Source organism: Pseudomonas sp. A125 (assembly GCF_055409485.1).
Genome location: NZ_JBUZVP010000030.1, coordinates 56,403 through 78,027, shown reverse-complemented (window position 1 = coordinate 78,027; position 21,625 = coordinate 56,403). Strand labels below are relative to the sequence as shown.

Here is a 21,625-nt window from a genome sequence, read left to right as displayed (position 1 = left end):
GGCGAGGGGATGCTGGCGGGGAGGGAGTGCAGCGCCCCGCAGGGCGGCTGGTGCCCCGCGCCGCCGGTGTGGCGGCACGGGGAAGGGCGGGGTCAATAGATGTCTTTGGACAGCAGGGTAAATGGCGTCTTGAACAGGATCTTGATGTCCAGCCACAGCGACCAGTTGTTGATATAGCGCAGATCGATATCGACGCGTTGCTGCATCTTTTCCAGGGTTTCGGTTTCGCCACGGCAGCCGTTGACCTGCGCCAGGCCCGTGATGCCGGGCTTGATGCGATGCCGCGCCATGTACGCGCGAATCTTGCCCGAGTAATAGTCATTGTGCGCAACGGCATGCGGGCGTGGGCCAACCAGTGCCATATGCCCTTGCAGCACGTTGAACAGCTGTGGCAATTCATCAATGGAGGTACGGCGGATAAAGCGCCCCACGCGGGTTATGCGTGAGTCATTGCGGCTGGCCTGGCGTACCTCATGGTCGTCGTGCACGCGCATTGAGCGAAACTTCCAGACCTTGATCACCTCGCCATTCCAGCCGTGCCGGTCCTGCTTGAAAATCACCGGGCCGGGGGAGGTGAGCTTGATCAGCAGGGCGAACAGCAACAACAACGGACTGAGCAGCATGATCGCCAACAGCGCCAGGCTCTTGTCCAGCAAAGACTTGCTCAGTGCCGCGGTTGGGCGACTGGTCAGTGGGCTTTCGTTGAGGAAGATCGCGGGCAGGCCATCCACCTCGGCAACGCTGTGATTGAGCAGCAGCATGTTATTGAGGTCGGGCACCCAAATCACGTCCACGCTGATCTCAAGCAGGTTGAGGTACAGCGCCTCGATGTGCGTCGCTTCCTGCAGGGTGTGAGTGATATACAGCCGACGAATACCGTGCTGTTTGATCAGCGTCGGAAGATCGGGCAAGTCCCCGATAACCTGCGGTTGTGTGCTGTTTTGCGGCAAAGCAGTGCCGGGCCCTACAAGGCCAACCAGAGGGGAGCGTTTTTGCCTGGCAAGCGTGTTGGCCAAGTCGGTTGCAAGTTTTCCCGTACCAATAATCAGCGATTTCTGGCGCGCGTGAAGTTGCCGGTGGTAATACCTGGATAGACTGTGGATCGGAATGTAGCAAAGTGCTAGTAGTGGATAGCTGACGGCGGCCCAGAGTAGCAGGATCTCCAAGGGAAACAGCGAGCCGGCATTGCAGGCAACGCCAACCGCCGACAATATGCCCATGGTCAATAACCAGCCGCTGAATAACCGTCCCAGCCCAACAAAAAAATCATCTTTTTTGCTATAGACGTCACATAACATATAGGCCGGGATAGAGGCCAGTATTGTAATGGCTGCCAATATCCGGTAGTGAGATTCCAGTTGCCCGGTCTTGAACAGGACCAGTGAAAACAAAAGTACAACGACCAAACTCAAGGCGATAGCCCACTGCCCCCAAAAGGTGAGGCCCTTGGGTGTAAGGTGACGGTGCATTCTTCTGTTGTTAAGCATACTTCTGCTCCCTGTGGTATCCACTCACGTGCCGGCAGGTTAAAGCGAGGCGTGGTTTTAATGACTATCAAATGGCAGGCGCACGCGCAGGCGTGCGTAGTGATAGTAATGAATGGCAGGGAGCAACGGCTGACGACTTATAACGCGGGCATGTTGTTATAAAATGGCAGTTTGAAAAGGAATTTTAATAGGCAGGGTGATGTGTAATATTTATGAAATTATTATTATTCGACTGCGTTGCCGCGGTGGCTCAAGGGGCTTTTTATTTTTTGAGTCAGGCAATAGCCACGGTTGCGTACCGCCCTGAACAACCGCTCGCCATCGTTCACGCGTTTGAACTTGTCCTGTAACCGGCTGAGGCACATTTCGAGGCCGCGATAAAGTTCGGGCTCACGTCCGATATTGCGAATAAGTTCTTCCTTGCTGACGACGCGTTCTTCATGGTGCAGCATTTTTTTAATCAGTGCCGACTCTATGGTGGTCAACGAAATACGCAGCCCACCTTTTACCAGCGCTCGGTCCTGTTGGGTAAGTAGCCACACATCCGGGGTGCGCAAGGCCGGTACGGAAGTGGCGTTTTCGGCGGCGGGGCCAGTTAACTCGTGGGGCGCAGGATCGGACTTCAGTGCGGTGAGTTTAGGGATTTTGGCGGCGTCGTAAAGTTGCCGGGTTAAACGGTTATTAGCCTCGTAGAGTCTTTTTGCGGCGACATAGTTACTGAGCCACCGGTTGAAATTTTGCTCGTTGGTAACCGCGTAGGAACTGGTTGAGGCGTCTGACGGCTTCTCTGTGGTTTCGACCAGTGGCCCGCTATCAATGTCGTAATGTAAAAAGGCCAGGCTTGGCGTGAAATCATGTAGCGCAATGGACGGGTGCGTCGATGTAAATGTGTGTTTCTTCAGAGAACTCATGGCATTCACCGATTCCAGGAAAGTACGGGGGTTCACAAACTATCAGCAGGGGAGAAGTAGGCGCCCTGAAAGTAGTCAAAAGGCAAGCGTCGGGCGAGAAGCGCGCTGTCGGCATGCTCGACGTTGTCGGCGATAAACGAGACCCGGGTGGTGCTCATCAGCCCCAGCATCTGGTCGTAAAGCCGGTCGAACAGGCCCGAGCGCGTGTTCAGACTGAGCCTTATGGCGGAGTCTGGAAAGGGCATTTTTATATAGTCATAAAGACTCAAGTCAGTCAGCAGGTCGGTGTTTTTTGTATTCAGTGTGTAATTGTTATAAGCAAGTTTCAGGTTGCTTTGGTCTTTCAGGCTATAGAGCTGGCGAATCATGCTGCGGCGCGCTGCCGGGCCGGGCAGCGTATCCAGTGTATTGTCAATGCTGACAATAAGTTGATGTTTGCGTTTTTCCAGGGTGTTTGAAGTACTGATGATTTCTTGCAGCAAGGCGTCGTTCATCAATAAGGCTTGTTCTATACGCAAAAACGTGTGAAGCCTTGGGCTTTGTTCCACACGCAAACGTTGTCTTTCGCGGGCAAAGGCGTTCGGCTGGGTGTAGTGCAGCGCGCCCCTGTAGGCGTCTTTAAGTTGTTCGCAGTAAAGAGGGCACGCGTCGTCAGTCAGCCCTTCAAGAACATGCTCGGCGTGCACCCGAATCTCACTGCCCCATAACGCACAATTTCGTCCCAGTATCGCTTGCCGCGAAAACGTGAAATCGACTGGCGCTGCAAGCAACCGGGTCGCATTATTCACGGGTTGGCCGCTCCTTGACGGGTTGCACATGGTTAACCGAGGCAAGTCCCCTGCTTAGTTTGTAGCCATAACCTCGAATGCTTTGGATTATATTGCTTCCATAATGCGATTTGATTTTGCCACGCAGGCGGCTAATGGACTTTTCGAGTGCCCTGGAGTCATAGAACCGTGTATTGAGGCCCATCACGGCAGCAATTTCATCATGGCTCAGTAAACGATTATAAATAAGCGCTTCGAGTACTTTCATTTCGACAAAGGACACTTCCAGCTTTTTGCCGCCCCCGTAGATGCACATGCGGTCCTGGTCCAGTAGCAAATCAGTATTACTTAGCCAGTACGTCTCGCTGAGGAACGCGGTGAACAGCGCGAGTTTTTTCTCGGGCGAGCTTTCAACGACCTTTATGCAGTAATCGGCACCGGCGAGATAGTATTTGGTTTTACTCAATGTAGTGGCAAAGGTAACGACCAGGAAAATGGTGCTGCCAGGGTTTTCGGATCTGGTTTTTTTTATAATGTCCAGCGTTTGGGTGCTGGCAGAGGGGGTATCGATCTCTATGATGATGGCACGGTAATGCCCATGGCTTTCATAGGGGCCGATTAGTTGGCCGTAGGAGCGTGTATCGACTTTTAGATTTTTCGGTACAGTACGAACTATAAGCTCGCTGAAGTCCTCGGATTTCGATGGGGTCCGAGCAATAGCGAGGACGTTGGAAAAATGCATCACGTTGCTCCCTTTTCCGGCATGCGAGGCCGTCAATTCAATCGCTGCAGGCGTTTAGATGTTAATCGAATTGAATACGTCAAAACGTGACAAATTTTAACATTCGGCACTTTATTCGCGGGGGGTAAGGCGGTTTCTGGCGGGTGTTGAAAGCGGGTTTTTGCACGGGAGTACTCATATGCTAGTGCAATTTTTTAGTGCGTGATAAGTATTTTAGGCCGGGTTGATTTTTTTGGCTGGAATGATTTAACCCTTCTAGTCATTAAGCTCTAAAAATGCTTATACGCCGCTATTTATAATAATCCAGCAAGGCGATAGCGGGGGTTGTGTGCTCGGCTGTGCCCGTGCGATCGGCCAGGTAGCGTGCCGGAGGTTTGCCGATGGCCTTGCGGAACATCGTGATAAAGCCGCTGGCGTTCTCATAGCCCAGGTCCAGCGCTACCGTCTGCACACTTTGGCCTTTGGCCAGGCGTTGCAGGGACAGGATCACATGCAACTGCCGGCGCCAACGGCCAAAACTCAGGCCGATTTCCTCCAGCAACAACCGCGTCATGCTGCGCTCGCTCATGCCGATGCGGGCTGCCCATTCGCCCAGAGTGGCCTTGTCGCTGGGGTTGGCCAGCAAACTGTCGGCCAGGCGCCTGAGCCGAATGTCCCGCGGCATGGGCAGGTGCAGGGCCTCGATCGGCGCCAGCGCCAGTTCGTCCAGCAGGGTGGCCACCAACCGGCCCTGGGCGCCTTCGGTGTCATACAGCGCCGGGAAGCTAACGGCCTTGCTGATCAACTCGTGTAACAACGGCGATACACCCAGCGTGCAACATTGCCGGGGCAGGGCACCGGCGGCGTCGGGGTCGACCAGCAAGCAGTACACATCCGCTGCGCCGCAGCCGCGTGCAGCATGGGAAAGGCCGCCGGGAATCCACAGCGCGCACTGGGGCGGCACGATCCAGATGCCCTCTTCGATGACGCAGTGAATCACGCCGCGCAAGGTGTACATCAACTGGCCTTTGCGGTGTTGGTGCGGCGCATGCTCCCAACTGGCGCAGGTGCTTGAGGCGCTCACCGCGACCACGGCACGGGGAATCGCATCGGCCAGGGCCGGGCGCAACGAGTCGCGGGTTTCGAGGCGATGGTTGTACATGGCGGCGGGTGCCTTGGCTGGAATGCGAAATATTCTGGCCATTTTGCGCAATGGCGTCCAGCGATTGCGTGGCTATTATGAGAACTATTCTCGTTAAAGGAGCTTCCCATGCAACTCGACAGTTCAACATTCCCCGTGGTGAAAATCGTGTTTGATGCCCCCAGCGACACGCCACCGCTAGATACCTTTGCCGCGTTCGAGGCGTTGTTGCTGGGTGAGAAACCCTTCATCCTGCTGCACGAAAAAGCCGTGGATGAAAGCACTCACCAGCACTCCCACGAAGAACGTAAACAGGCTTCGATCTGGATGAAGAAGCACAAGGTGGCCTTGCGTGCGTTCGTCAAAGGCATGATTCAAGTGGAGCCCAGCGCGGCCAAGCGCCTGGCACTCAAACCGTTTGCGGTGATGTTCGCCAAGGCGTGGGGCTACCCGCTGCTGGTGGTGGAATCCACGGATCAGGCCTGGGCATTGGCGCGGGACGTGCTGGATACCCAGGTGTCGGATGTGGCGCACTATTGAGTCGAGGGCGCGGCTTTATTCAGCTCCACACTGGGTTTTCTTGCGTGTTGCAACTCCTGCACGCCTTTGTTGGCGGATGCGATAAACGCAATGCCCATCAGCACCGCAAAGCTTCGTCCTCTCAAAGCGTCCCGCATCTTCAACGTTCCACTCTTTCGTGTTTTTTCGCCTGCGCCGACGGCGGCCCGAAGATATAGCACGGTCTGAGCAGCGTCCATCTTTGCACCAGCAGCCTGCCTGGCCCCGGTGTTTCAGGTATCCTGCGCGCCCCGCTCAACAACTATTCCCAAACCATGCCAGAACACAACATGCAGGCCCTGCTGGAGTCGATCCTCGACGAAGTTCGCCCACTGATCGGCCTCGGCAAGGTCGCCGACTACATCCCCGCACTGGCCGATGTACCGGCGCAGCAACTGGGCATTGCCGTGTATGGCAATGACGGCTCGTTCTACTGCGCGGGCGATGCTCACACGCTGTTCTCCGTGCAGAGCATCTCCAAGGTGTTCAGCCTGGTGCAGGCCATCGACCATGGTGGCGAAAGTATCTGGGACCGGCTGGGCCATGAACCGTCGGGGCAGCCGTTCAACTCCATGGTGCAGCTGGAATTTGAACGGGGGCGGCCACGCAACCCGTTTATCAATGCCGGTGCGCTGGTGATCTGCGACATCAACCAATCGCGCTTTGCCGTGCCGATCTTGTCCATGCGCGACTTCGTGCGGAGGCTGTCGGGTAACCCGCAGATCCTGGTCAACAGCGTCGTGGCTGAATCCGAAGCCCAGCACGGTGCGCGCAATGCGGCCATGGCGTACCTGATGAAGTCGTTCGGCAACTTCCACAACGACGTGGACGCGGTGCTGCACAGCTACTTCAACTACTGCGCGTTGCAGATGAGCTGCCTGGACCTGGCCAAGGCGTTTTGCTTCCTGGCGAATGAAGGGGTGTGCACCCACAGCGGCGAGCAGATTTTGACGCCGCGCCAGACCAAGCAAGTGAACTCGATCATGGCCACCAGTGGGCTGTACGACGAGGCGGGTAATTTTGCGTATCGCGTTGTCTTGCCGGGCAAGAGCGGGGTAGGCGGCGGGATTCTCGCGGTGGTGCCGGGGCAATTTACGGTGTGCGTCTGGTCGCCGGAGTTGAATGCGGCGGGCAATTCGTTGGCGGGGATGAAGGCGTTGGAGTTGTTGAGTGAGCGGATTGGGTGGTCGGTGTTCTAGGGCTTGATCGCTCCCACGCGTGTGGGAGCAATCATTACGATCATTAGCGCGGGCAGGTTTCCGTGCATCTATCCAGCGCTTTGTCGACCAGCATCTGCACACCTTCCAGCATCCGGCAAATGCCCAGCGCCACATTGCGTTGGGTGCCGTCGACTTCGAAGGCCAGGTGAGCGGCGATGACATTGATCGACGCCAGGTCCTGCGAGGCATTGGCCAGCAAGGTTTCTGTGTCCAGGTCCTTACGCACGGTAAATAATCCATCGAACGGTAGCTCGGTGGGTTCAGGCGGTTGGGGTTGGGCGTCAGGTTTCAGATAGTGGTGGATGGCGCGGTAAGCGGCTTCTTGAAGCCGGTCGGCATGATTTGGGGGATTTGGACTGTCTTTAATCATGGTGAAGCTCCTTTGTGAATGGAGCTGCCACTATTCGCGGTCAAACGATTAGGGTGGCAGCTATACGCGGGTTGACCGACCGGCCCAAAGAACAAAACCGGCATACCCGAAGGTATCCCGCGTACAGCTGCCGCGACACAATACATCAGGCGTAAAAAAAACGCCCAAGCTCGGTTTTGGCGCAGTTGTTCTATGGTTGCGGACGGTCAAATCCGGTCGCTGAATTGGCAGCGACTGCGGGAGGTTAGTCAGCCCGAGTCCGACCGACAACCTGAAAAAGTTGCCGGAAAAATCCGAGCACGCCTCCCTGTCATTGAGCAGGGTGCTGATACTATCGACGCAATCACCCATCAGTCAGAGACGGTCCATGTTGCCCAATCGTGTCGTCCAGGCCGCCGCCAAGTCGGTGTTGCAGCAGCTCGTGACGCATATCACGCCCGCTTCGACCGAGGCGTCCATCGCCCAAATGGCGGCGCAGATGCTCGCGAAATCCGGCTACCCGGAGACCTGGTATTACGACTGCCCCGCCTTCGTATTACTGGGTTCACGCAGTGCGCTTTCGGTGTCGGGCCGCGACTATCGGCCCAGTCACGAAGCAGTTGGCGAGCACAATCTGATCACCCTGGATTTGAGCCCACGCTCCGGCAATGCGTGGGGCGATTGCGCCCGCTCTTTCTATGTGGAGGAGGGTGTGTGCCGGGCGGTGCCGATGGGGGCGGAGTTCAGCAAGGGCTATAAAGTGGAGCACCGGTTACACGCGATGATGCGCACATTCGCCCGGCCCGGGACCACGTTCAATGATTTGCATGCGTTCGCCAATGACCTGATCGCCTCCGAGGGTTTCGAGAACCTCGATTTCGCGGGCAACGTCGGCCACAGCATCTGCGAACAGCGGGACCAGAGGCTCTATATCGAGGCAGGCAATCACCGGCGCCTTGAAGAGGTGACGTGCTTCACCTTCGAGCCGCATGTTCGCGAGCGAGGCGGTCGCTGGGGCTACAAGCATGAAAATATCTATTTCTTCAGTGAAGGGGGAGAGGTCTGCGAGCTTTGACGAAGGCGCCGGTCTCCTGAGGAAACGCGGCGCCTTCGGGTATTTCGCGAGCAGGCTCGCTCCTACAGGGATAGGCGGTCCAGCAGGCTGTACCACGCCACACCCGCACCGATGTAGAAGCGTTGCAAACCATGCAGTGGCAACCGCTGCAAAGGCGTTACCGGGTAAGCGAAGTCGGAGCGGCTGTCACACAGGCGTCCGGCCAGTTGCTGGCCGAGGCTGGTGCACAAGGCAATCCCGCGTCCGTTACAGCCCAATGCCAGGGTCAACCCGGGTGCAGGCTCGTGGACGTGGGGCATAAAGTCCCGGGTGATCGCGATCCGGCCCGCCCAGCGGTACTCGAATTCCAGCTTGCCCAACTGCGGAAACAACAACGCCAGCGAGCGTTCCAGGTGCGCAAAGTCCGCCGGCCCGGTGGGGTCGTTGAACAGCCCGCGCCCACCCATCAGCAGGCGACCGTGGGCGTCCTTGCGAAAGTACAGCAGCAGGCGTTGGGCGGTTGAGACGGTTTCTTGCCCCGGCAAAATGCTCTCGGCCGCAGGTCCGCTCAAGGGCCGGGTGGCGACGATAAAACTGTTGGCCGCCAGCACGCTCTGGGCCATGCCGGGCCACAAGTCGCCGCTGTAGCCGTTGGTGGCCAATACCACTTGGCCGGCCGACACCTGTGCACCGCTGGCGGTCTGCAATTTCCAGCCGGCGCCTGCCTGCTGCATCGCGGTCACTGCGCTTTTCCCGTAAATACGCACGCCCGCCGCCTGCGCGGCGCGCACCAGCCCGCGTGCATAGGCCAGCGGTTGAATGGCGCCCGCGCGGCCGTCCAGCCAGCCACCGGCAAACGCCTGGCTGCCCATGCGAGTGGACACCGCGCTGGCATCCAGGCGCTGCACCGCCACCCCACGGCGCTCCCACTGTTCGGCCCGGGCATGCAGGCCCGCCACGCCTTTTTCGCAATAGGAAACCTGCATCCAGCCCTTGCGGGTGGGCGCACAGTCGATGCCATGGCGCTCGATCAGGTTGAACACCAGGTCGGCAGAGTTGGACACGCTGTGGATCAGCGGCTCGGCGCGTTCGGCACCGTACCTCTGCACCAGTTGGTCCGGGTCGTATTTGAGGGTCGGGTTGACCTGCCCACCATTGCGCCCGGACGCGCCCCAGCCGGGCTCGTGGGCTTCCAGCACGCACACGCTCACGCCACGCTCGGCCAGGTGCAGGGCCGTGGACAACCCGGTATACCCGGCGCCGACGATGGCCACGTCCACCTTCAATGATTCAGCCAGCGCGGGTGTCGTCGGTGCAGCCGGCGCGGTCGCCGCCCAGAGTGATTTCATGACAGGCTCCGGGTGTTGGCCGACGGGTGCAGCACACGGCGCAGAAAGTCCTGGGTACGCGGCTGTTGCGGGTTGCCCAGCACTTGTTCGGCGGGCCCGCTTTCCACGATGTAGCCGCCGTGCAGGAAGCACACACGGTCGGCCACTTCGCGGGCAAAACCCATTTCGTGGGTTACCACAATCATGGTCATGCCCTCATCGGCCAGGGTGCGCATCACCTCCAGCACATCGCCCACCAGTTCCGGGTCAAGGGCCGAGGTGGGTTCGTCGAACAGCATGGCGTCGGGCTTCATGGCGAGGGCGCGGGCGATGGCCATCCGTTGCTGCTGGCCGCCGGAGAGTTGTTCCGGGTAGGCATCGGCCTTGGCTGACAGGCCGACTTTGTCCAGCAGCACCAGGGCTTCTTCGCGGGCTTGTTTCAGCGGTTCGCGTTTGACGTACACCGGGCCTTCCATCACGTTTTCCAGCACGGTGCGGTGGGGGAACAGGTTGAAGCGCTGGAACACCATGCCCATGCGGCTGCGCAGTGCATGCACGGTCTTGCTGCTGCGTTGCACGGTTTCACCGAACACGCTGATGGTGCCGCCGTCGTAGGCTTCCAAGGCGTTGATGCAGCGCAGCAAGGTGGATTTGCCCGAGCCGGAGGGGCCGATCAGGCATACCACCTCACCTTTGGCCACGTCCAGGTCGACGCCGTGCAGCACGCGATGGGTGCCGTAGTGTTTTTGCAGCTGGCGAATCTTGATCATGCTTTTTTCCTCCGGCCCAGGTGCTGTTCCATGCGGCGCAGGCCATACACCAGCGGCAGGCTCATCAGCAGGTAGAGCAGGGCGACCAGGGTGTAGACGGTCATGTTCTGGAAGGTCGACGAGGCGATCAGTTGGCCCTGGCGCGTCATCTCGGCCACGGTGATGGTCGACACCAAGGATGAGTCCTTGAGCATCATCACCAGAGTGTTGCCGTAGGGCGGCAGGGCGATGCGAAAGGCCTGGGGCAGGATCACCCGGCGCATCATCAGCACCGAGCGCATCCCCAGGGCTTCGGCGGCTTCGCGCTGGCCTTGTTCGACGGCGATGATGCCGGTACGAAAGTTCTCCGCCTGGTACGCCGAGTAGGCGATGCCCATGCCGATCACACCCGCCTGGAAGGCGCTGAGGTGCACGCCCATGTCCGGCAACACGAAGTAGATGTAGAACAGCTGCACGATGATCGGCAGGCCGCGAATCACGTTGATCACCGTGCTCGCTGCCCACGACAGCGCACGGATCGGCGACAGCTTGAGCAGAGCCAGCACCAGGCCGATGGCGCTGCTGAGCAGGAATGACAGCACGGTAATCTGGATTGTCACCCACGCGCCCTGAAGCAGGATCGGCAGGAAATCCCGGGCGTTTTGCAGGAACTCAGCCGGGTTCATGGCTGCACCTGGGCATCAAGCCCCCACTTCTTGAGGATCGCCTCCAGGGTACCGTCAGCCTTGATGCTGGCGATGGCCTGGTTCAGGCGTGCGAGGGTTTCGCTGTCGCCCTTGCGCACCACCAGGCACACCTCGCCGACGTTGACCGGCTTGTAGTCGGCGGCGAGTTTCACGCCTTTGAACAGTTTCTGGCGGATCTGATACGCGACCACGGGTTGGTCGCCCACCGCAGCCTTGATGCGGCCCAGGCTCAGGTCGCGGACCATTTCGCCGATGGAGTCGTAGGTGCGGATTTCCTTGAAGATGCCCAGCTTGTTGAGCATGTCGTAGAAGATCGTGCCGGCTTGCACGCCCACCACCTGGTCCTTCAAGGAACTGAGGTCGGGATAGGCTGCGTTGTCGTCTTCGCTAATGATCAGCCCTTCACCGTACGCATACACGGGCGCGCTGAAGTCCACCACCTGGGCACGTTCCGGGGTCTTGAGCATGCCGGCGGCGATGAAGTCGAGTTTGCCGGAGGTCAGGGACGGGATCAGCGCGGCAAAGTTGGTCTGCTCGATTTCGCTGGTAAAGCCACCGGCCTTGCCCACGGCATTGGCGACGTCGACCATCACGCCCTGGATGCTGTTGCTCTTGATGTCGAGGAAGGTAAACGGCGAACCGCTGGCCGTTGCACCGACTTTGTACGAGGCCGCACCGGCAGCGTGCACGGTGGCCACGCAAAAGGTGGCGCAAAGACCGAAGGCGAGGCGGCGAAACAAGGGCGAAAGACTGTTCATCGGGTTACTCCAGAAGGAAAACGGATCGTCAGTAGCGCAAGCGGCTGGAGTCGAAACCGCAAGCTCTGTGCCATTTCGATTCAATAAAATCGTTTGGTGGCACAGAAAATCCACAAAATGAACCTTTCGTATCGGTATGCGATTTTAAGTGGTCGAATTTCGCAGTTTGGTGTAGAAATATCGCCACGCTTGATCGACCTGACCACGAGTCCGCCATGCCTGAAGAACGCAACAGCTTGCACAATCAATCCCTGGAAAAAGGCCTGTCGGTGCTCAAGGCATTCAGCGCCCAGCGCCGCAGCATGAGCCTTGCAGAGGTGGCCGAGGCCGCTGGCATGACCAAAAGCTCGGCCCAGCGCATGGTGTTTACCCTGGAGAGCCTGGGTTACCTTCGGAAACACTCGCGCACCCGCCATTACCAACTCACACCGCGGGTGCTGGAGTTGGGCTTCAGTTATCTGGATGCGCATTCGCTGATTGAGGTGGCCAACCCGTTCCTCTCGGAGTTGACCCGGCTGACGGGAGAAACCTCCTGCCTGACGGAGCCTGCGGGTTACGACATGACCTATATTGCGCGGTTTGTCAGCTCAGGCTTTGTGCCGGTGCACATGCCAATTGGCTCGCGGGTGCCGATGTACTGCACGGCGTCGGGCCGGGCGTATTTGAGTGCGTTGCCGCAGGATGAGGCGCTGGCGTTGATCGAGCACAGCCAGCGGGTGGCGCATACCAGTCAGACGTTGACTGAGGTCGACAGGATCATGGAGTCGTTGCAGCAGGTGCGCGAGCAGGGCTATGCGGTGAATGGCCAGGAGCTGTTCCTGGGCGACATGACCATTGGCGCGCCGGTGCTGGGGGCAAATGGCCGGCCGGTGGCGGCGGTGCACGTGGTGGCGCCGACCAGTCGCTGGAGCCGGGCGGATGCCGAGAAGCAGTTGGCGCCGGCGTTGTTGCAGTGTTCAAGGGCGTTGAGCAATTCGGCGCGCAATCTTGAATAGATAAACTAACGAACAAACAACACGATCAGTGTGGGAGCAGGCAAGCCAGCTCCCACATTTGATTTTCATTGTTGAGGTTTGGGTTGGCCCCAACAAAAAATGCGCCCCTGAGGGCGCATTTTTTTGTTCGGTCAACTATCGCCTATCAGGCAATCGCATCCCAGGCACGATCACCATTCTCGTCTTTAATCCGAGTCGGCAAGCCCATCACGTCCAGCGCTTTGAGGAACGGTTCCGCCGGCAGTTCCTCGACGTTGGCCATGTGCTTCACATCCCACTCGCCACGGGCAACCAGCAGCGCCGCGGCTACCGGCGGAACCCCTGCGGTGTAGGAAATGCCCTGGCTGTCGGTTTCGGCAAAGGCTTCTTCGTGGCAGGCCACGTTGTAGATGAACAGCTCGCGCGGCTGGCCATCCTTGGTGCCCTTGACCAGGTCGCCGATGCAGGTCTTGCCGGTGTAGCCCGGCGCCAGCGACGACGGGTCGGGCAGCACGGCCTTGACCAGTTTCAGCGGTACGACTTCCAGGCCTTCGGCGGTGGTGACCGGTTTTTCGGAGAGCAGGCCGAGGTTTTTCAGTACGGTGAACACGTTGATGTAGTGTTCGCCGAAGCTCATCCAGAAACGCACGTTGGGCACGTCGAGGTTTTTCGACAGCGAGTGCACTTCATCGTGGCCGGTCAGGTACAGGTTCTGCGAACCGACCACAGGCAGGTCGTCGGTGCGTTTGACTTCGAACATGGTGTTGCTGGTCCACTGGCTGTTCTGCCAGCTCCACACCTGCCCGGTGAATTCGCGGAAGTTGATTTCCGGGTCGAAATTGGTGGCGAAATACTTGCCGTGGGAGCCGGCATTGACGTCGAGAATGTCGATCGAATCAATGCGGTCAAAATGCTTTTGTTGCGCCAGCGCTGCATAAGCGTTGACCACACCCGGGTCGAAGCCCACGCCGAGGATGGCCGTGATGTTCTTCTGTTTGCACTCTTCCAGGTGGTTCCACTCGTAGTTGCCGTACCACGGCGGGGTCTCGCAGACCTTGCCCGGCTCTTCGTGGATGGCGGTGTCGAGGTACGCAACGCCGGTGTCGATGCAGGCACGCAGCACCGACATGTTGAGGAACGCGGAACCGACGTTAATGACGATCTGCGATTCGGTTTCGCGGATCAGTGCCTTGGTCGCTTCCACGTCCAAAGCGTTCAGCGCGAAGGCTTGAATCTCGGCGGGTACCTTGAGGCTACCCTTGGCCTTGACGCTTGCGATGATGGCCTGGCATTTGGAGATGTTGCGCGACGCGATAGCAATACGACCGAGTTCGTCGTTGTGCTGCGCGCACTTGTGGGCCACCACCTTGGCGACACCTCCTGCACCAATGATAAGAACGTTCTTTTTCAATTGCTTTATCTCTCCTTTATCTGTCCGCTTTACGAAAGGCTGGACAGGTAGTCGTCGTAACCAAATTCACGAACCACTTCGACTGTACCGTCGAGTTGTTTCACTACGATGGACGGCATTTTCAGGCCGTTGAACCAGTTTTTCTTGACCATGGTGTAGCCTGCGGTGTCGATGAACGACAGTCGATCGCCGATGGCCAGCGGCTGATCAAATTGGTATTCGCCAAAGATGTCCCCGGCCAGGCACGACTTGCCGCACACCATATAGGTGTGTTCACCCTCGCTTGGTGCCAGCTTGGCGTTCAGACGATAGATCAGCAGGTCCAGCAGGTGGGCTTCGATGGAGCTGTCTACCACGGCGAGGTTCTTGCCGTTGTAGAGGGTGTCGAGCACAGTCACTTCCAGGGAGGCGCTGTTGGTGATCGCCGCTTCGCCGGGTTCCAGGTACACCTGCACGTCGTACTTCTGCGAGAACGCCTTGAGGCGCTGGCAGAAAGCGTCGATGGCATAGCCTTCGCCGGTAAAGTGGATGCCGCCGCCCAGGCTCACCCAGTTGACCTTGTGCAGCAGCGCGCCGAAGCGTTCTTCGATGGTGTTGAGCATCTGGTCGAACAGGTTGAAGTCACCGTTCTCGCAGTTGTTGTGGAACATGAAGCCCGAGATCTGCTCGATCACGCCTTCGATCTTCACCGGGTCCCATTCGCCCAGGCGGCTGAACGGGCGCGCCGGGTCGGCCAGCAGGTAGTCGGAGCTGCTCACCTGCGGGTTGACGCGCAGGCCGCGGGTCTTGCCTTCGCTGCGTTCGGCAAAGCGCTGCAGCTGGCTGATGGAGTTGAAGATGATCTTGTCGCAGTTATCCAGCATCTCTTCGATTTCATCGTCGGCCCAGGCCACGCTGTAGGCGTGGGCTTCACCTTCGAACTTCTGGCGACCCAGCTTGAGCTCGTACAACGACGACGAAGTGGTGCCGTCCATGTATTCCTGCATCAGGTCAAACACCGACCAGGTGGCGAAGCACTTAAGGGCCAGCAGGGCCTTGGCGCCCGACTGCTCGCGCACGTAGGCGATCTTCTGCATGTTGACCAGAAGCTTCTGTTTGTCGATGAGGTAGTACGGCGTTTTGATCATTTTCAGAGCCTGCGGCGGTGCCTGCCAAAAAAGGACACGCATTGTGCCCGCACTTGGGACAGATCGAAAGGTTAGTCAGCGCAATTTGCTGCGCCGGTTATAGGCTGCCCTTTGAATATGACAGCCTGTGGCGCCCCCCAGTGGGAGCCGTCGGGCCCTGACGAGGCCGCGATAGCTGCGCCACACAGGCCGCTATCCTGGTAAGTCCTTCCAGGCTGTTTCAATCCCAAGTTCCACGCAGCGACTATAACGCCCTCTGATGGGCCGTGAGCAGATCCGGCTCTCCGGCCAGGCCAGCCGTAAGCAAAACCGCATGAACACAATCGTTCAAGCCTGCTCCGCAATGCCCTGCGTAGACTCCCGCCATTGGTCTACGACAGAGGTAACGGATGGATATTTTTCTCTACGCGTTCAGTGTGATGTACAGCCCCGGCCCGGTGAATTTCATGGCGCTCAATGCCGGGCTGACCGGAAAATTTCGCCGCTCACTGGGCTTTTTCATCGGCGTGGGCTGCGCGCTGCTGGTGTTGTTTTTGCTGTTTGGCTACACCGGCGAAGCGATCATCTCCCAGGGCGTGCTGCCGTACATATCGTTGGTGGGTGGCGTGTATACGCTGTACCTCGCGTATCAGGTCTACACCGCCAGAACCGTCATGCCCCAGGAAGGAGACGCGGATGCACCTTCAAAAAACCTCACGTTCTGGAACGGCTTCCTGATCCAGTTGCTCAACCCCAAGGGCATCATGGTGGTGCTGCCGATCACCAGTGTCATGATGCCGGCGGCGCATATTTACGCAAGCTCGATTGCGCTCGTCTCGGGGTTGCTGGGGTTTGCCGGCTTCGGTGCGCCGGGGATTTATGCGCTGCTGGGCGCGGTGCTGGGGCGGCGGATTACCCGCGAGTCTTACTTCACCGTGTTCAACCGATTGATGGGCGTGGCGCTGGTGATGTGTGCGTATTTCATGTTTGAGGCGTTCTATCTGCACATCCATCCATCCATCCATCATGAGTGGATCTGGTGATCATCTGGAATAAAATGAGTTTTTCTCACTATCGCTGAAAAAAGCGCAGGAAGCGTTTTGGAACGGCGAACTCGACCAAGCCGGCCTGCGGCCACCTGTTTTAACTGTGCTGCTGATCACAATCCCCGTTTTGCCGCAGGCGTTTGTAGAGGGTATTGCGGCTAACCCCCAACTCCCGGGCCAAGTGCGAGATATTGCCGCCCGCTGCTTCCAGGCGTTGGGCAAGGCTCATGCACTCATCCGGGCTATCGGCCGGTGGCACTGGCACCTTCTGCTCCAAATCCACAAAAAAATCATCCGGCAAATGCTCCACCCGAATCGGCTGCTCTTGCGCCATCGCCAACGCCACCTGCAACACACTGCTCACCTGACGCAGATTTCCCGGCCACGGATGCTGCTCGAACAGGGCCAGCACCTCGTTACTCAACCCGGCCCATTGCGTCGGCTCCCGGTGCTGTTGCCACAGCTGCTTGAACAGCGCCTGTTTATCTGTGCGCTGGCGAAGCGGCGGCAGTTCCAGGGTCAGGCCGCCGATGCGGTAATACAGGTCTTCCCGAAAACGCCCGAGCTGTACTTGCTCGCGCAACGAGCGGTTGGTGGCGGAGATGATCCGCAAGTCCACCGCGAATAACTCGCTGCTGCCTACAGGCTGCACACAGCGTTCCTGCAACACCCGCAGCAGCCGGGCCTGGGTGGGCAGTGGCATGTCGCCGATCTCGTCGAGGAACAGCGTGCCTTTATCCGCCTTGCGGATCAGCCCGATACTGCCTTTTTGGTTGGCGCCGGTGAACGCGCCTTTTTCGTAGCCGAACAGTTCCGACTCCACCAGTTCGGCGGGAATCGCTGCGCAGTTGACGGCGATAAATGCTTGTTGGCTACGGGAACTCGCCTGGTGCAGGGCTTTGACGAACACTTCCTTGCCCACGCCGGTTTCGCCATGAATCAGCAACGGTATGTCTTTTTCCAGCAGGCGCTCGGCCTGGCGCACCGCCTTTTCTACCCGGGCATCGCCAAAGTGCAGGGTCTGGAGGTTGATGGCTGTGGGCGCGGGCTGGCTGGGTTGGCGGGGTTCGACAAATACGCGCGCCTGCACCGGTGCCTGTTTCGGACGCTTCAGCAGGCATTGGAAACGGTTGCGCCCAGCCGCCTGCAGCGAGAAGGGCGGGCCTTCGGGCTGGTTGAGCAGCTCCAGCAGCGAGACCTTGAACAGGCTGTCGATCAATACCCGCGACAGGCTGATACCCAGCAGATTATCCGCGCGGCGGTTGGCCGACAGCACCTGGCCGCTCTCATCGAAGATCAGCAAACCCGCCCATTGGCTATCCAGGTTGTTCAAGCCGGTGTTGAACGTGAGCTGGAAATGCTCACCGCGAAACAGGTTGAGGATCAGCCGGTTCTCCACGGTCTGGCTCATCATCTTGACCATGCCCAGGGTGTGGGAGGGCGGCAGGTAGCTGTCGCTGGACACATCCAGCACCGCGATGATCTCCCGCTGCGCATCGAAGATCGGTGCCGCCGAGCCGGTCATGAAGCGGTTGGCCTTGAGAAAGTGTTCGTCGTGTTCGATATGTACCGCCTGGGCACAGGCCAGCGCGGTGCCGATGGCGTTGGTCCCGCTGGAACGCTCCATCCAGCTGGCGCCAGCGCTGAAGCCACGGGCCAGCTTGGGTTCGATAAAGCGCTGGGTGCCCCACGAGGTCAGCACCTGGCCCTGGTTGTCGGCGAGCATGATCAGGCAGTTGGAGTTGCTGAGGATGTTTTCGTAATACGGCAGCACTTCCTGGTGGGTGGTTTGCACGAGGGAGTGCTGGCTTTCGAGCAACTGGCTGACGCCTTCTGCGGGCAGTTGGTCGAAGCTCGGCGTGCTCTGGTGGTCCAGGCCATAGGCGCGGCAGCGGCGCCAGGAGTCCTGGATGATGGCATCGTGCGCCAGTGGTGTGCTCATGGCGGTGACCCTTGTTTTATTGTTGTTCTGGGCTCTATCTCTATGTAGGAGCGAGCTTGCTCGCGAAAAACGTCAACGATAACGCGCTCATCCAGGATGAACGCGGCGCCCTGAAGTTCTTCGCGAGCAAGCTCGCGCCTACAAAGTGTTGTTCAGAACTGTTCATTGTCAACCCGCCGGTTGTTCAGTTGTTCAGCCTGAACTGTTCATTTCTGTTCACAGGTGAACGGCCTTTTTGCCTAACCCATTGACCGACCTGGTTTTTGGCTTTTTGGCACGGAACTCGCTCTGTGCTTTGGCCAGAACCATTCCAATAATAAAAAGGTCGTGTCATGTCATTGACCCTGGAGCACGTTACTCGCGGCGTCGAAGGCCAGACCTGGATCGACGACGCCAACCTGCGTTTCGAAGCCGGTTCGTTCAATGTATTGCTGGGCCGCACCCTGTCCGGCAAGACCAGCCTGATGCGCTTGATGGCCGGCCTGGACAAACCCGACAGCGGGCGCATCCTGATGAACGGCGTCGACGTCACCCAAAAGCCCGTGCGTTTGCGCAACGTGTCGATGGTCTATCAGCAGTTCATCAACTACCCGACCATGACCGTGTTCGAGAACATCGCCTCGCCGCTGCGCCAGGCCGGTGTGTCTGCCGAGCAGATTCAGAGCAAGGTTCTCGAAACCGCAAAAATGCTGCGCATCGAGAAGTTCCTCCAGCGCCACCCGCTGGAACTGTCCGGCGGCCAGCAGCAACGCACCGCCATGGCCCGGGCGCTGGTCAAGGACGCCGAACTGATTCTGTTCGATGAGCCCCTGGTGAACCTGGACTACAAGTTGCGCGAAGAGCTGCGCCAGGAAATGCGCGAGCTGTTCAAGGCGCGCCATACCATCGCCATCTATGCCACCACCGAACCCAACGAAGCGCTGGCCCTGGGCGGCACCACCACGATTTTGCATGAGGGCCGGGTGATCCAGAGCGGCAAGGCCGCCGAGGTGTATCACCAGCCGCAAACCGTGTTGGCCGCCGAGCTGTTTTCCGAACCGCCGATCAACTTGATGCCCGGGCGCATCAGCGGTAATGAAGTGAGCTTCGCCAACGTTGTGCACTTCCCGCTGAATGTGGACCTGCGGCCCATCGGCGAGGGCGAGTTCCGCTTTGGCGTGCGCCCCAGCCATATCAGCCTGGTGCCGAGCAACGACGACGACCTGGAGATCGCGGTGACGGTTGAAGTCGCCGAGATCAGCGGCTCGGAAACCTTCCTGCACGTGCGCAGCGAACACTTCCTGCTGGTGCTGCATTTGCCCGGCGTGCACGAATACGACGTGGACGCGCCGATCCGCATCTATATCCCCACCCATAAATTGTTTGTGTTCGATGGCCAGGGACGTCTGGTCCAGGCCCCCGGCCGACGTGTCGCGAGGGTTGCCTGATGGCCGAAATCCATTTGCAAAACCTGGCCCACAGCTACAGCCCCAAGCCGGCCGGCCCTGAGGACTACGCGATTCGCGAAATGAACCACGTCTGGGAACAGGGCGGCGCCTACGCCTTGCTCGGGCCTTCGGGCTGCGGCAAGTCGACCTTGCTCAATATTATCTCCGGCCTGCTCAGTCCGTCCGAAGGTCAGGTGTTGTTCGACGCCAAGGTGGTCAACGAGCTGACCCCGGAAAAACGCAACATCGCCCAGGTGTTTCAGTTCCCGGTGGTGTACGACACCATGACGGTGTTCGACAACCTGGCCTTTCCCCTGCGAAACCAGGGCATGGCCGAGGCGAAGGTGCACAGTAAGGTGCAGGAAATTGCCGAGGTGCTCGACCTGCAAAACCTGCTGGGCAAAAAAGCCCGCAACCTCACCGCCGACGAAAAACAGAAAGTCTCCATGGGCCGCGGCCTGGTGCGCGATGACGTGTCGGCAATCCTGTTCGATGAACCGCTGACGGTGATCGACCCGCACCTGAAGTGGAAGCTGCGGCGCAAGCTCAAGCAGATCCACGAACAGTTCAACATCACCATGGTCTACGTCACCCACGATCAACTGGAAGCCTCGACCTTCGCCGACAAGATCGCGGTGATGTACGGCGGGCAAATCGTGCAGTTCGGCACGCCACGGGAATTGTTCGAGCGGCCAAGCCACACCTTTGTCGGCTACTTCATCGGCAGCCCGGGAATGAATCTGATCGAGGTGCAGGCCGAGGCGGGCGGTGTGCGCTTTGCCGGCACGCACCTGGCGCTGCCCGAGGCATTGCAGCAGCGCATTCGCGAAGCGCCCTACAAGAAGCTGCAGGTGGGTATTCGCCCGGAATTTATCCATGTGTGGGATGAGCACAATCCTGACGCGCTACAGGCGCAAGTCACTCATGTGGAAGACCTCGGCACCTACAAGATCATGACGCTCAACCTCGACGGCGCACCGCTGAAAGTGCGCCTGGCCGAAGACAAACCGGTGCCCGAGGGGCAAGCGTCCATCAGCTTTCCTGGGCAATGGCTGATGGTGTATGCCGATGACTACTTGCTGGAGGCGCAGCCATGAACAAGGTGCAGAACAACAAGGCCTGGTGGCTGGTATTGCCGGTGTTCCTGCTGGTGGCTTTCAGTGCGGTGATCCCGATGATGACCGTGGTCAACTACTCGGTGCAGGACATCTTCGACCAATCCAGCCGCTACTTCGTCGGCGCCGACTGGTACAAACAGGTGCTGCTGGACCCGCGCCTGCATGACTCACTGCTGCGCCAGTTCATCTATTCGGCGTGTGTGCTGTTGATCGAAATTCCGCTGGGGATTGCCATCGCGCTAACCATGCCCACCAAGGGCCGCTGGTCCTCGTTGGTGTTGATCGTAATGGCTATTCCGCTGCTGATCCCGTGGAACGTGGTGGGCACCATCTGGCAGATTTTCGGCCGCGCCGACATCGGCCTGCTCGGTTCAACGCTCAACGCAATGGGCATCAGCTACAACTACGCGGCCAACACCATGGACGCGTGGGTCACGGTGCTGGTGATGGACGTGTGGCACTGGACGTCGCTGGTGGCGCTCCTGTGTTTCTCGGGGCTGCGGGCGATCCCGGATGTGTACTACCAGGCGGCGCGGATTGATCGTGCATCCAGTTGGGCGGTGTTCCGACATATCCAGTTGCCGAAGCTCAAGAGCGTGCTGCTGATCGCGGTGATGCTGCGCTTCATGGACAGTTTCATGATCTACACCGAACCGTTTGTGCTGACGGGCGGCGGGCCGGGGAATGCGACTACCTTTCTCAGCCAGACCCTTACCCAGATGGCCGTAGGCCAATTCGACCTGGGCCCGGCGGCGGCGTTTTCGCTGGTGTATTTCCTGATCATCCTGCTGGTGTCCTGGCTGTTTTACACCGCCATGACCCACTCCGACGCCAACCGCTGAGGCCGCCCA

Annotated in this window: 22 protein-coding genes; 8 read left to right on the top strand and 14 right to left on the bottom strand. The window is 59.0% G+C overall.

Features of this window, described 5'->3' with window-relative positions:
• Nucleotides 1–92: 92 nt before the first annotated feature.
• The 5 genes from ACZRN6_RS29745 to ACZRN6_RS29725 form a co-directional block, all read right to left on the bottom strand.
• Nucleotides 93–1,487 carry an undecaprenyl-phosphate glucose phosphotransferase gene (locus tag ACZRN6_RS29745; RefSeq protein ID WP_322145660.1) on the bottom strand — a complete coding sequence of 465 codons (1,395 nt, stop codon included), beginning with the start codon at nt 1,485–1,487 and terminating at the stop codon, nt 93–95.
• Between the two features lie 224 nt (nt 1,488–1,711).
• Nucleotides 1,712–2,398: a winged helix-turn-helix domain-containing protein gene (locus ACZRN6_RS29740; RefSeq protein ID WP_464009516.1), complete on the bottom strand. Its 687-nt coding sequence runs from the start codon at nt 2,396–2,398 to the stop codon at nt 1,712–1,714.
• Between the two features lie 32 nt (nt 2,399–2,430).
• The gene (locus tag ACZRN6_RS29735) at nt 2,431–3,186 is read right to left on the bottom strand and encodes a hypothetical protein (RefSeq protein ID WP_464009515.1); all 756 of its coding nucleotides are present in this window, start codon (nt 3,184–3,186) and stop codon (nt 2,431–2,433) included.
• Entirely contained in the window at nt 3,179–3,907 is a 729-nt protein-coding gene (locus ACZRN6_RS29730) for a winged helix-turn-helix domain-containing protein (RefSeq protein WP_322145657.1), read from the bottom strand. Before ACZRN6_RS29730 ends, ACZRN6_RS29735 begins: the two co-directional genes overlap by 8 nt.
• 289 nt (nt 3,908–4,196) lie before the next feature.
• Nucleotides 4,197–5,048, bottom strand: coding sequence for an AraC family transcriptional regulator (locus tag ACZRN6_RS29725; RefSeq protein ID WP_464009514.1), 852 nt, complete (start codon nt 5,046–5,048; stop codon nt 4,197–4,199).
• 108 nt (nt 5,049–5,156) lie between these two features.
• Here ACZRN6_RS29725 and ACZRN6_RS29720 point away from each other — a divergent pair, with 108 nt between their 5' ends.
• Nucleotides 5,157–5,567 carry a hypothetical protein gene (locus ACZRN6_RS29720; RefSeq protein ID WP_464009513.1) on the top strand — a complete coding sequence of 137 codons (411 nt, stop codon included), beginning with the start codon at nt 5,157–5,159 and terminating at the stop codon, nt 5,565–5,567.
• Here ACZRN6_RS29720 and ACZRN6_RS29715 read toward each other — a convergent pair.
• Nucleotides 5,561–5,785: a hypothetical protein gene (locus ACZRN6_RS29715; protein ID WP_464009512.1), complete on the bottom strand. Its 225-nt coding sequence runs from the start codon at nt 5,783–5,785 to the stop codon at nt 5,561–5,563. The two genes, ACZRN6_RS29720 and ACZRN6_RS29715, sit on opposite strands and share 7 nt — an antisense overlap.
• A gap of 90 nt (nt 5,786–5,875) precedes the next feature.
• Here ACZRN6_RS29715 and glsB point away from each other — a divergent pair, with 90 nt between their 5' ends.
• Nucleotides 5,876–6,784 carry a glutaminase B gene (glsB, locus tag ACZRN6_RS29710; protein ID WP_464009511.1) on the top strand — a complete coding sequence of 303 codons (909 nt, stop codon included), beginning with the start codon at nt 5,876–5,878 and terminating at the stop codon, nt 6,782–6,784.
• Between the two features lie 43 nt (nt 6,785–6,827).
• On the opposite strand, the gene ACZRN6_RS29705 is transcribed toward glsB, so the two are convergent.
• Nucleotides 6,828–7,175 carry a DUF6124 family protein gene (locus tag ACZRN6_RS29705; RefSeq protein ID WP_322145653.1) on the bottom strand — a complete coding sequence of 116 codons (348 nt, stop codon included), beginning with the start codon at nt 7,173–7,175 and terminating at the stop codon, nt 6,828–6,830.
• A gap of 367 nt (nt 7,176–7,542) precedes the next feature.
• Here ACZRN6_RS29705 and ACZRN6_RS29700 point away from each other — a divergent pair, with 367 nt between their 5' ends.
• Nucleotides 7,543–8,229: a M24 family metallopeptidase gene (locus tag ACZRN6_RS29700; protein WP_464009510.1), complete on the top strand. Its 687-nt coding sequence runs from the start codon at nt 7,543–7,545 to the stop codon at nt 8,227–8,229.
• A gap of 62 nt (nt 8,230–8,291) precedes the next feature.
• Here ACZRN6_RS29700 and ACZRN6_RS29695 read toward each other — a convergent pair whose 3' ends face one another.
• The 4 genes from ACZRN6_RS29695 to ACZRN6_RS29680 are packed head-to-tail and all read right to left on the bottom strand — an operon-like array spanning nt 8,292 to nt 11,750.
• Nucleotides 8,292–9,557 (bottom strand): NAD(P)/FAD-dependent oxidoreductase, encoded by a 1,266-nt coding sequence (locus ACZRN6_RS29695; protein ID WP_464009509.1) that lies wholly within the window; start codon nt 9,555–9,557, stop codon nt 8,292–8,294.
• Nucleotides 9,554–10,306, bottom strand: a complete 753-nt coding sequence (locus tag ACZRN6_RS29690; protein WP_464009508.1) for an amino acid ABC transporter ATP-binding protein — start codon at nt 10,304–10,306, stop codon at nt 9,554–9,556. Before ACZRN6_RS29690 ends, ACZRN6_RS29695 begins: the two co-directional genes overlap by 4 nt.
• A complete protein-coding gene (gene ehuD, locus ACZRN6_RS29685) occupies nt 10,303–10,971 on the bottom strand; it encodes an ectoine/hydroxyectoine ABC transporter permease subunit EhuD (protein ID WP_017475082.1) in 669 nt (222 codons plus the stop codon). Before ehuD ends, ACZRN6_RS29690 begins: the two co-directional genes overlap by 4 nt.
• A complete protein-coding gene (locus ACZRN6_RS29680) occupies nt 10,968–11,750 on the bottom strand; it encodes an ABC transporter substrate-binding protein (RefSeq protein ID WP_464009507.1) in 783 nt (260 codons plus the stop codon). Before ACZRN6_RS29680 ends, ehuD begins: the two co-directional genes overlap by 4 nt.
• A 215-nt stretch (nt 11,751–11,965) precedes the next feature.
• On the opposite strand from ACZRN6_RS29680, the gene ACZRN6_RS29675 reads away from it, so the two are divergent.
• Nucleotides 11,966–12,745 (top strand): IclR family transcriptional regulator, encoded by a 780-nt coding sequence (locus ACZRN6_RS29675; RefSeq protein WP_322145648.1) that lies wholly within the window; start codon nt 11,966–11,968, stop codon nt 12,743–12,745.
• Nucleotides 12,746–12,890: 145 nt separating this feature from the next.
• Here the strand turns inward: ACZRN6_RS29675 and ACZRN6_RS29670 are convergent, their stop codons facing one another.
• Together ACZRN6_RS29670 and ACZRN6_RS29665 are read right to left on the bottom strand one after the other, a co-directional pair.
• Nucleotides 12,891–14,135 carry a saccharopine dehydrogenase family protein gene (locus ACZRN6_RS29670; RefSeq protein ID WP_088422458.1) on the bottom strand — a complete coding sequence of 415 codons (1,245 nt, stop codon included), beginning with the start codon at nt 14,133–14,135 and terminating at the stop codon, nt 12,891–12,893.
• 29 nt (nt 14,136–14,164) lie between these two features.
• On the bottom strand, nt 14,165–15,262 hold the full coding sequence (locus tag ACZRN6_RS29665) for a carboxynorspermidine decarboxylase (RefSeq protein ID WP_322145647.1): 1,098 nt from the start codon (nt 15,260–15,262) through the stop codon (nt 14,165–14,167).
• 389 nt (nt 15,263–15,651) lie between these two features.
• Between ACZRN6_RS29665 and ACZRN6_RS29660 the strand changes: the two genes are divergently transcribed.
• On the top strand, nt 15,652–16,284 hold the full coding sequence (locus tag ACZRN6_RS29660) for a LysE family translocator (RefSeq protein ID WP_464009506.1): 633 nt from the start codon (nt 15,652–15,654) through the stop codon (nt 16,282–16,284).
• Between the two features lie 100 nt (nt 16,285–16,384).
• On the opposite strand, the gene ACZRN6_RS29655 is transcribed toward ACZRN6_RS29660, so the two are convergent.
• Nucleotides 16,385–18,229, bottom strand: a complete 1,845-nt coding sequence (locus ACZRN6_RS29655; RefSeq protein WP_464009505.1) for a sigma-54-dependent Fis family transcriptional regulator — start codon at nt 18,227–18,229, stop codon at nt 16,385–16,387.
• Nucleotides 18,230–18,561: 332 nt separating this feature from the next.
• Here ACZRN6_RS29655 and ACZRN6_RS29650 point away from each other — a divergent pair, with 332 nt between their 5' ends.
• From ACZRN6_RS29650 to ACZRN6_RS29640, 3 genes are read left to right on the top strand one after another with little or no spacing between them, the layout of a single operon-like run.
• Nucleotides 18,562–19,656, top strand: a complete 1,095-nt coding sequence (locus ACZRN6_RS29650; protein WP_464009504.1) for an ABC transporter ATP-binding protein — start codon at nt 18,562–18,564, stop codon at nt 19,654–19,656.
• On the top strand, nt 19,656–20,753 hold the full coding sequence (locus ACZRN6_RS29645; RefSeq protein WP_464009503.1) for an ABC transporter ATP-binding protein: 1,098 nt from the start codon (nt 19,656–19,658) through the stop codon (nt 20,751–20,753). Before ACZRN6_RS29650 ends, ACZRN6_RS29645 begins: the two co-directional genes overlap by 1 nt.
• Entirely contained in the window at nt 20,750–21,616 is an 867-nt protein-coding gene (locus ACZRN6_RS29640; RefSeq protein WP_010173085.1) for a carbohydrate ABC transporter permease, read from the top strand. Before ACZRN6_RS29645 ends, ACZRN6_RS29640 begins: the two co-directional genes overlap by 4 nt.
• Nucleotides 21,617–21,625: the final 9 nt, after the last annotated feature.

What these genes read in the sequence shown, in the direction of transcription:
- ACZRN6_RS29645 (WP_464009503.1), top strand. Translation starts at nt 19,656, where the DNA reads ATGGCCGAAATCCATTTGCAAAACCTGGCCCACAGCTACAGCCCCAAG.
- glsB (WP_464009511.1), top strand. Translation starts at nt 5,876, where the DNA reads ATGCAGGCCCTGCTGGAGTCGATCCTCGACGAAGTTCGCCCACTGATC.
- ACZRN6_RS29660 (WP_464009506.1), top strand. Translation starts at nt 15,652, where the DNA reads ATGGATATTTTTCTCTACGCGTTCAGTGTGATGTACAGCCCCGGCCCG.
- ACZRN6_RS29705 (WP_322145653.1), bottom strand. Translation starts at nt 7,175, where the DNA reads ATGATTAAAGACAGTCCAAATCCCCCAAATCATGCCGACCGGCTTCAA.
- ehuD (WP_017475082.1), bottom strand. Translation starts at nt 10,971, where the DNA reads ATGAACCCGGCTGAGTTCCTGCAAAACGCCCGGGATTTCCTGCCGATC.
- ACZRN6_RS29745 (WP_322145660.1), bottom strand. Translation starts at nt 1,487, where the DNA reads ATGCTTAACAACAGAAGAATGCACCGTCACCTTACACCCAAGGGCCTC.
- ACZRN6_RS29680 (WP_464009507.1), bottom strand. Translation starts at nt 11,750, where the DNA reads ATGAACAGTCTTTCGCCCTTGTTTCGCCGCCTCGCCTTCGGTCTTTGC.
- ACZRN6_RS29665 (WP_322145647.1), bottom strand. Translation starts at nt 15,262, where the DNA reads ATGATCAAAACGCCGTACTACCTCATCGACAAACAGAAGCTTCTGGTC.
- ACZRN6_RS29720 (WP_464009513.1), top strand. Translation starts at nt 5,157, where the DNA reads ATGCAACTCGACAGTTCAACATTCCCCGTGGTGAAAATCGTGTTTGAT.
- ACZRN6_RS29700 (WP_464009510.1), top strand. Translation starts at nt 7,543, where the DNA reads ATGTTGCCCAATCGTGTCGTCCAGGCCGCCGCCAAGTCGGTGTTGCAG.
- ACZRN6_RS29655 (WP_464009505.1), bottom strand. Translation starts at nt 18,229, where the DNA reads ATGAGCACACCACTGGCGCACGATGCCATCATCCAGGACTCCTGGCGC.
- ACZRN6_RS29690 (WP_464009508.1), bottom strand. Translation starts at nt 10,306, where the DNA reads ATGATCAAGATTCGCCAGCTGCAAAAACACTACGGCACCCATCGCGTG.
- ACZRN6_RS29695 (WP_464009509.1), bottom strand. Translation starts at nt 9,557, where the DNA reads ATGAAATCACTCTGGGCGGCGACCGCGCCGGCTGCACCGACGACACCC.
- ACZRN6_RS29730 (WP_322145657.1), bottom strand. Translation starts at nt 3,907, where the DNA reads ATGCATTTTTCCAACGTCCTCGCTATTGCTCGGACCCCATCGAAATCC.
- ACZRN6_RS29675 (WP_322145648.1), top strand. Translation starts at nt 11,966, where the DNA reads ATGCCTGAAGAACGCAACAGCTTGCACAATCAATCCCTGGAAAAAGGC.
- ACZRN6_RS29715 (WP_464009512.1), bottom strand. Translation starts at nt 5,785, where the DNA reads ATGGACGCTGCTCAGACCGTGCTATATCTTCGGGCCGCCGTCGGCGCA.
- ACZRN6_RS29640 (WP_010173085.1), top strand. Translation starts at nt 20,750, where the DNA reads ATGAACAAGGTGCAGAACAACAAGGCCTGGTGGCTGGTATTGCCGGTG.
- ACZRN6_RS29740 (WP_464009516.1), bottom strand. Translation starts at nt 2,398, where the DNA reads ATGAGTTCTCTGAAGAAACACACATTTACATCGACGCACCCGTCCATT.
- ACZRN6_RS29725 (WP_464009514.1), bottom strand. Translation starts at nt 5,048, where the DNA reads ATGTACAACCATCGCCTCGAAACCCGCGACTCGTTGCGCCCGGCCCTG.
- ACZRN6_RS29650 (WP_464009504.1), top strand. Translation starts at nt 18,562, where the DNA reads ATGTCATTGACCCTGGAGCACGTTACTCGCGGCGTCGAAGGCCAGACC.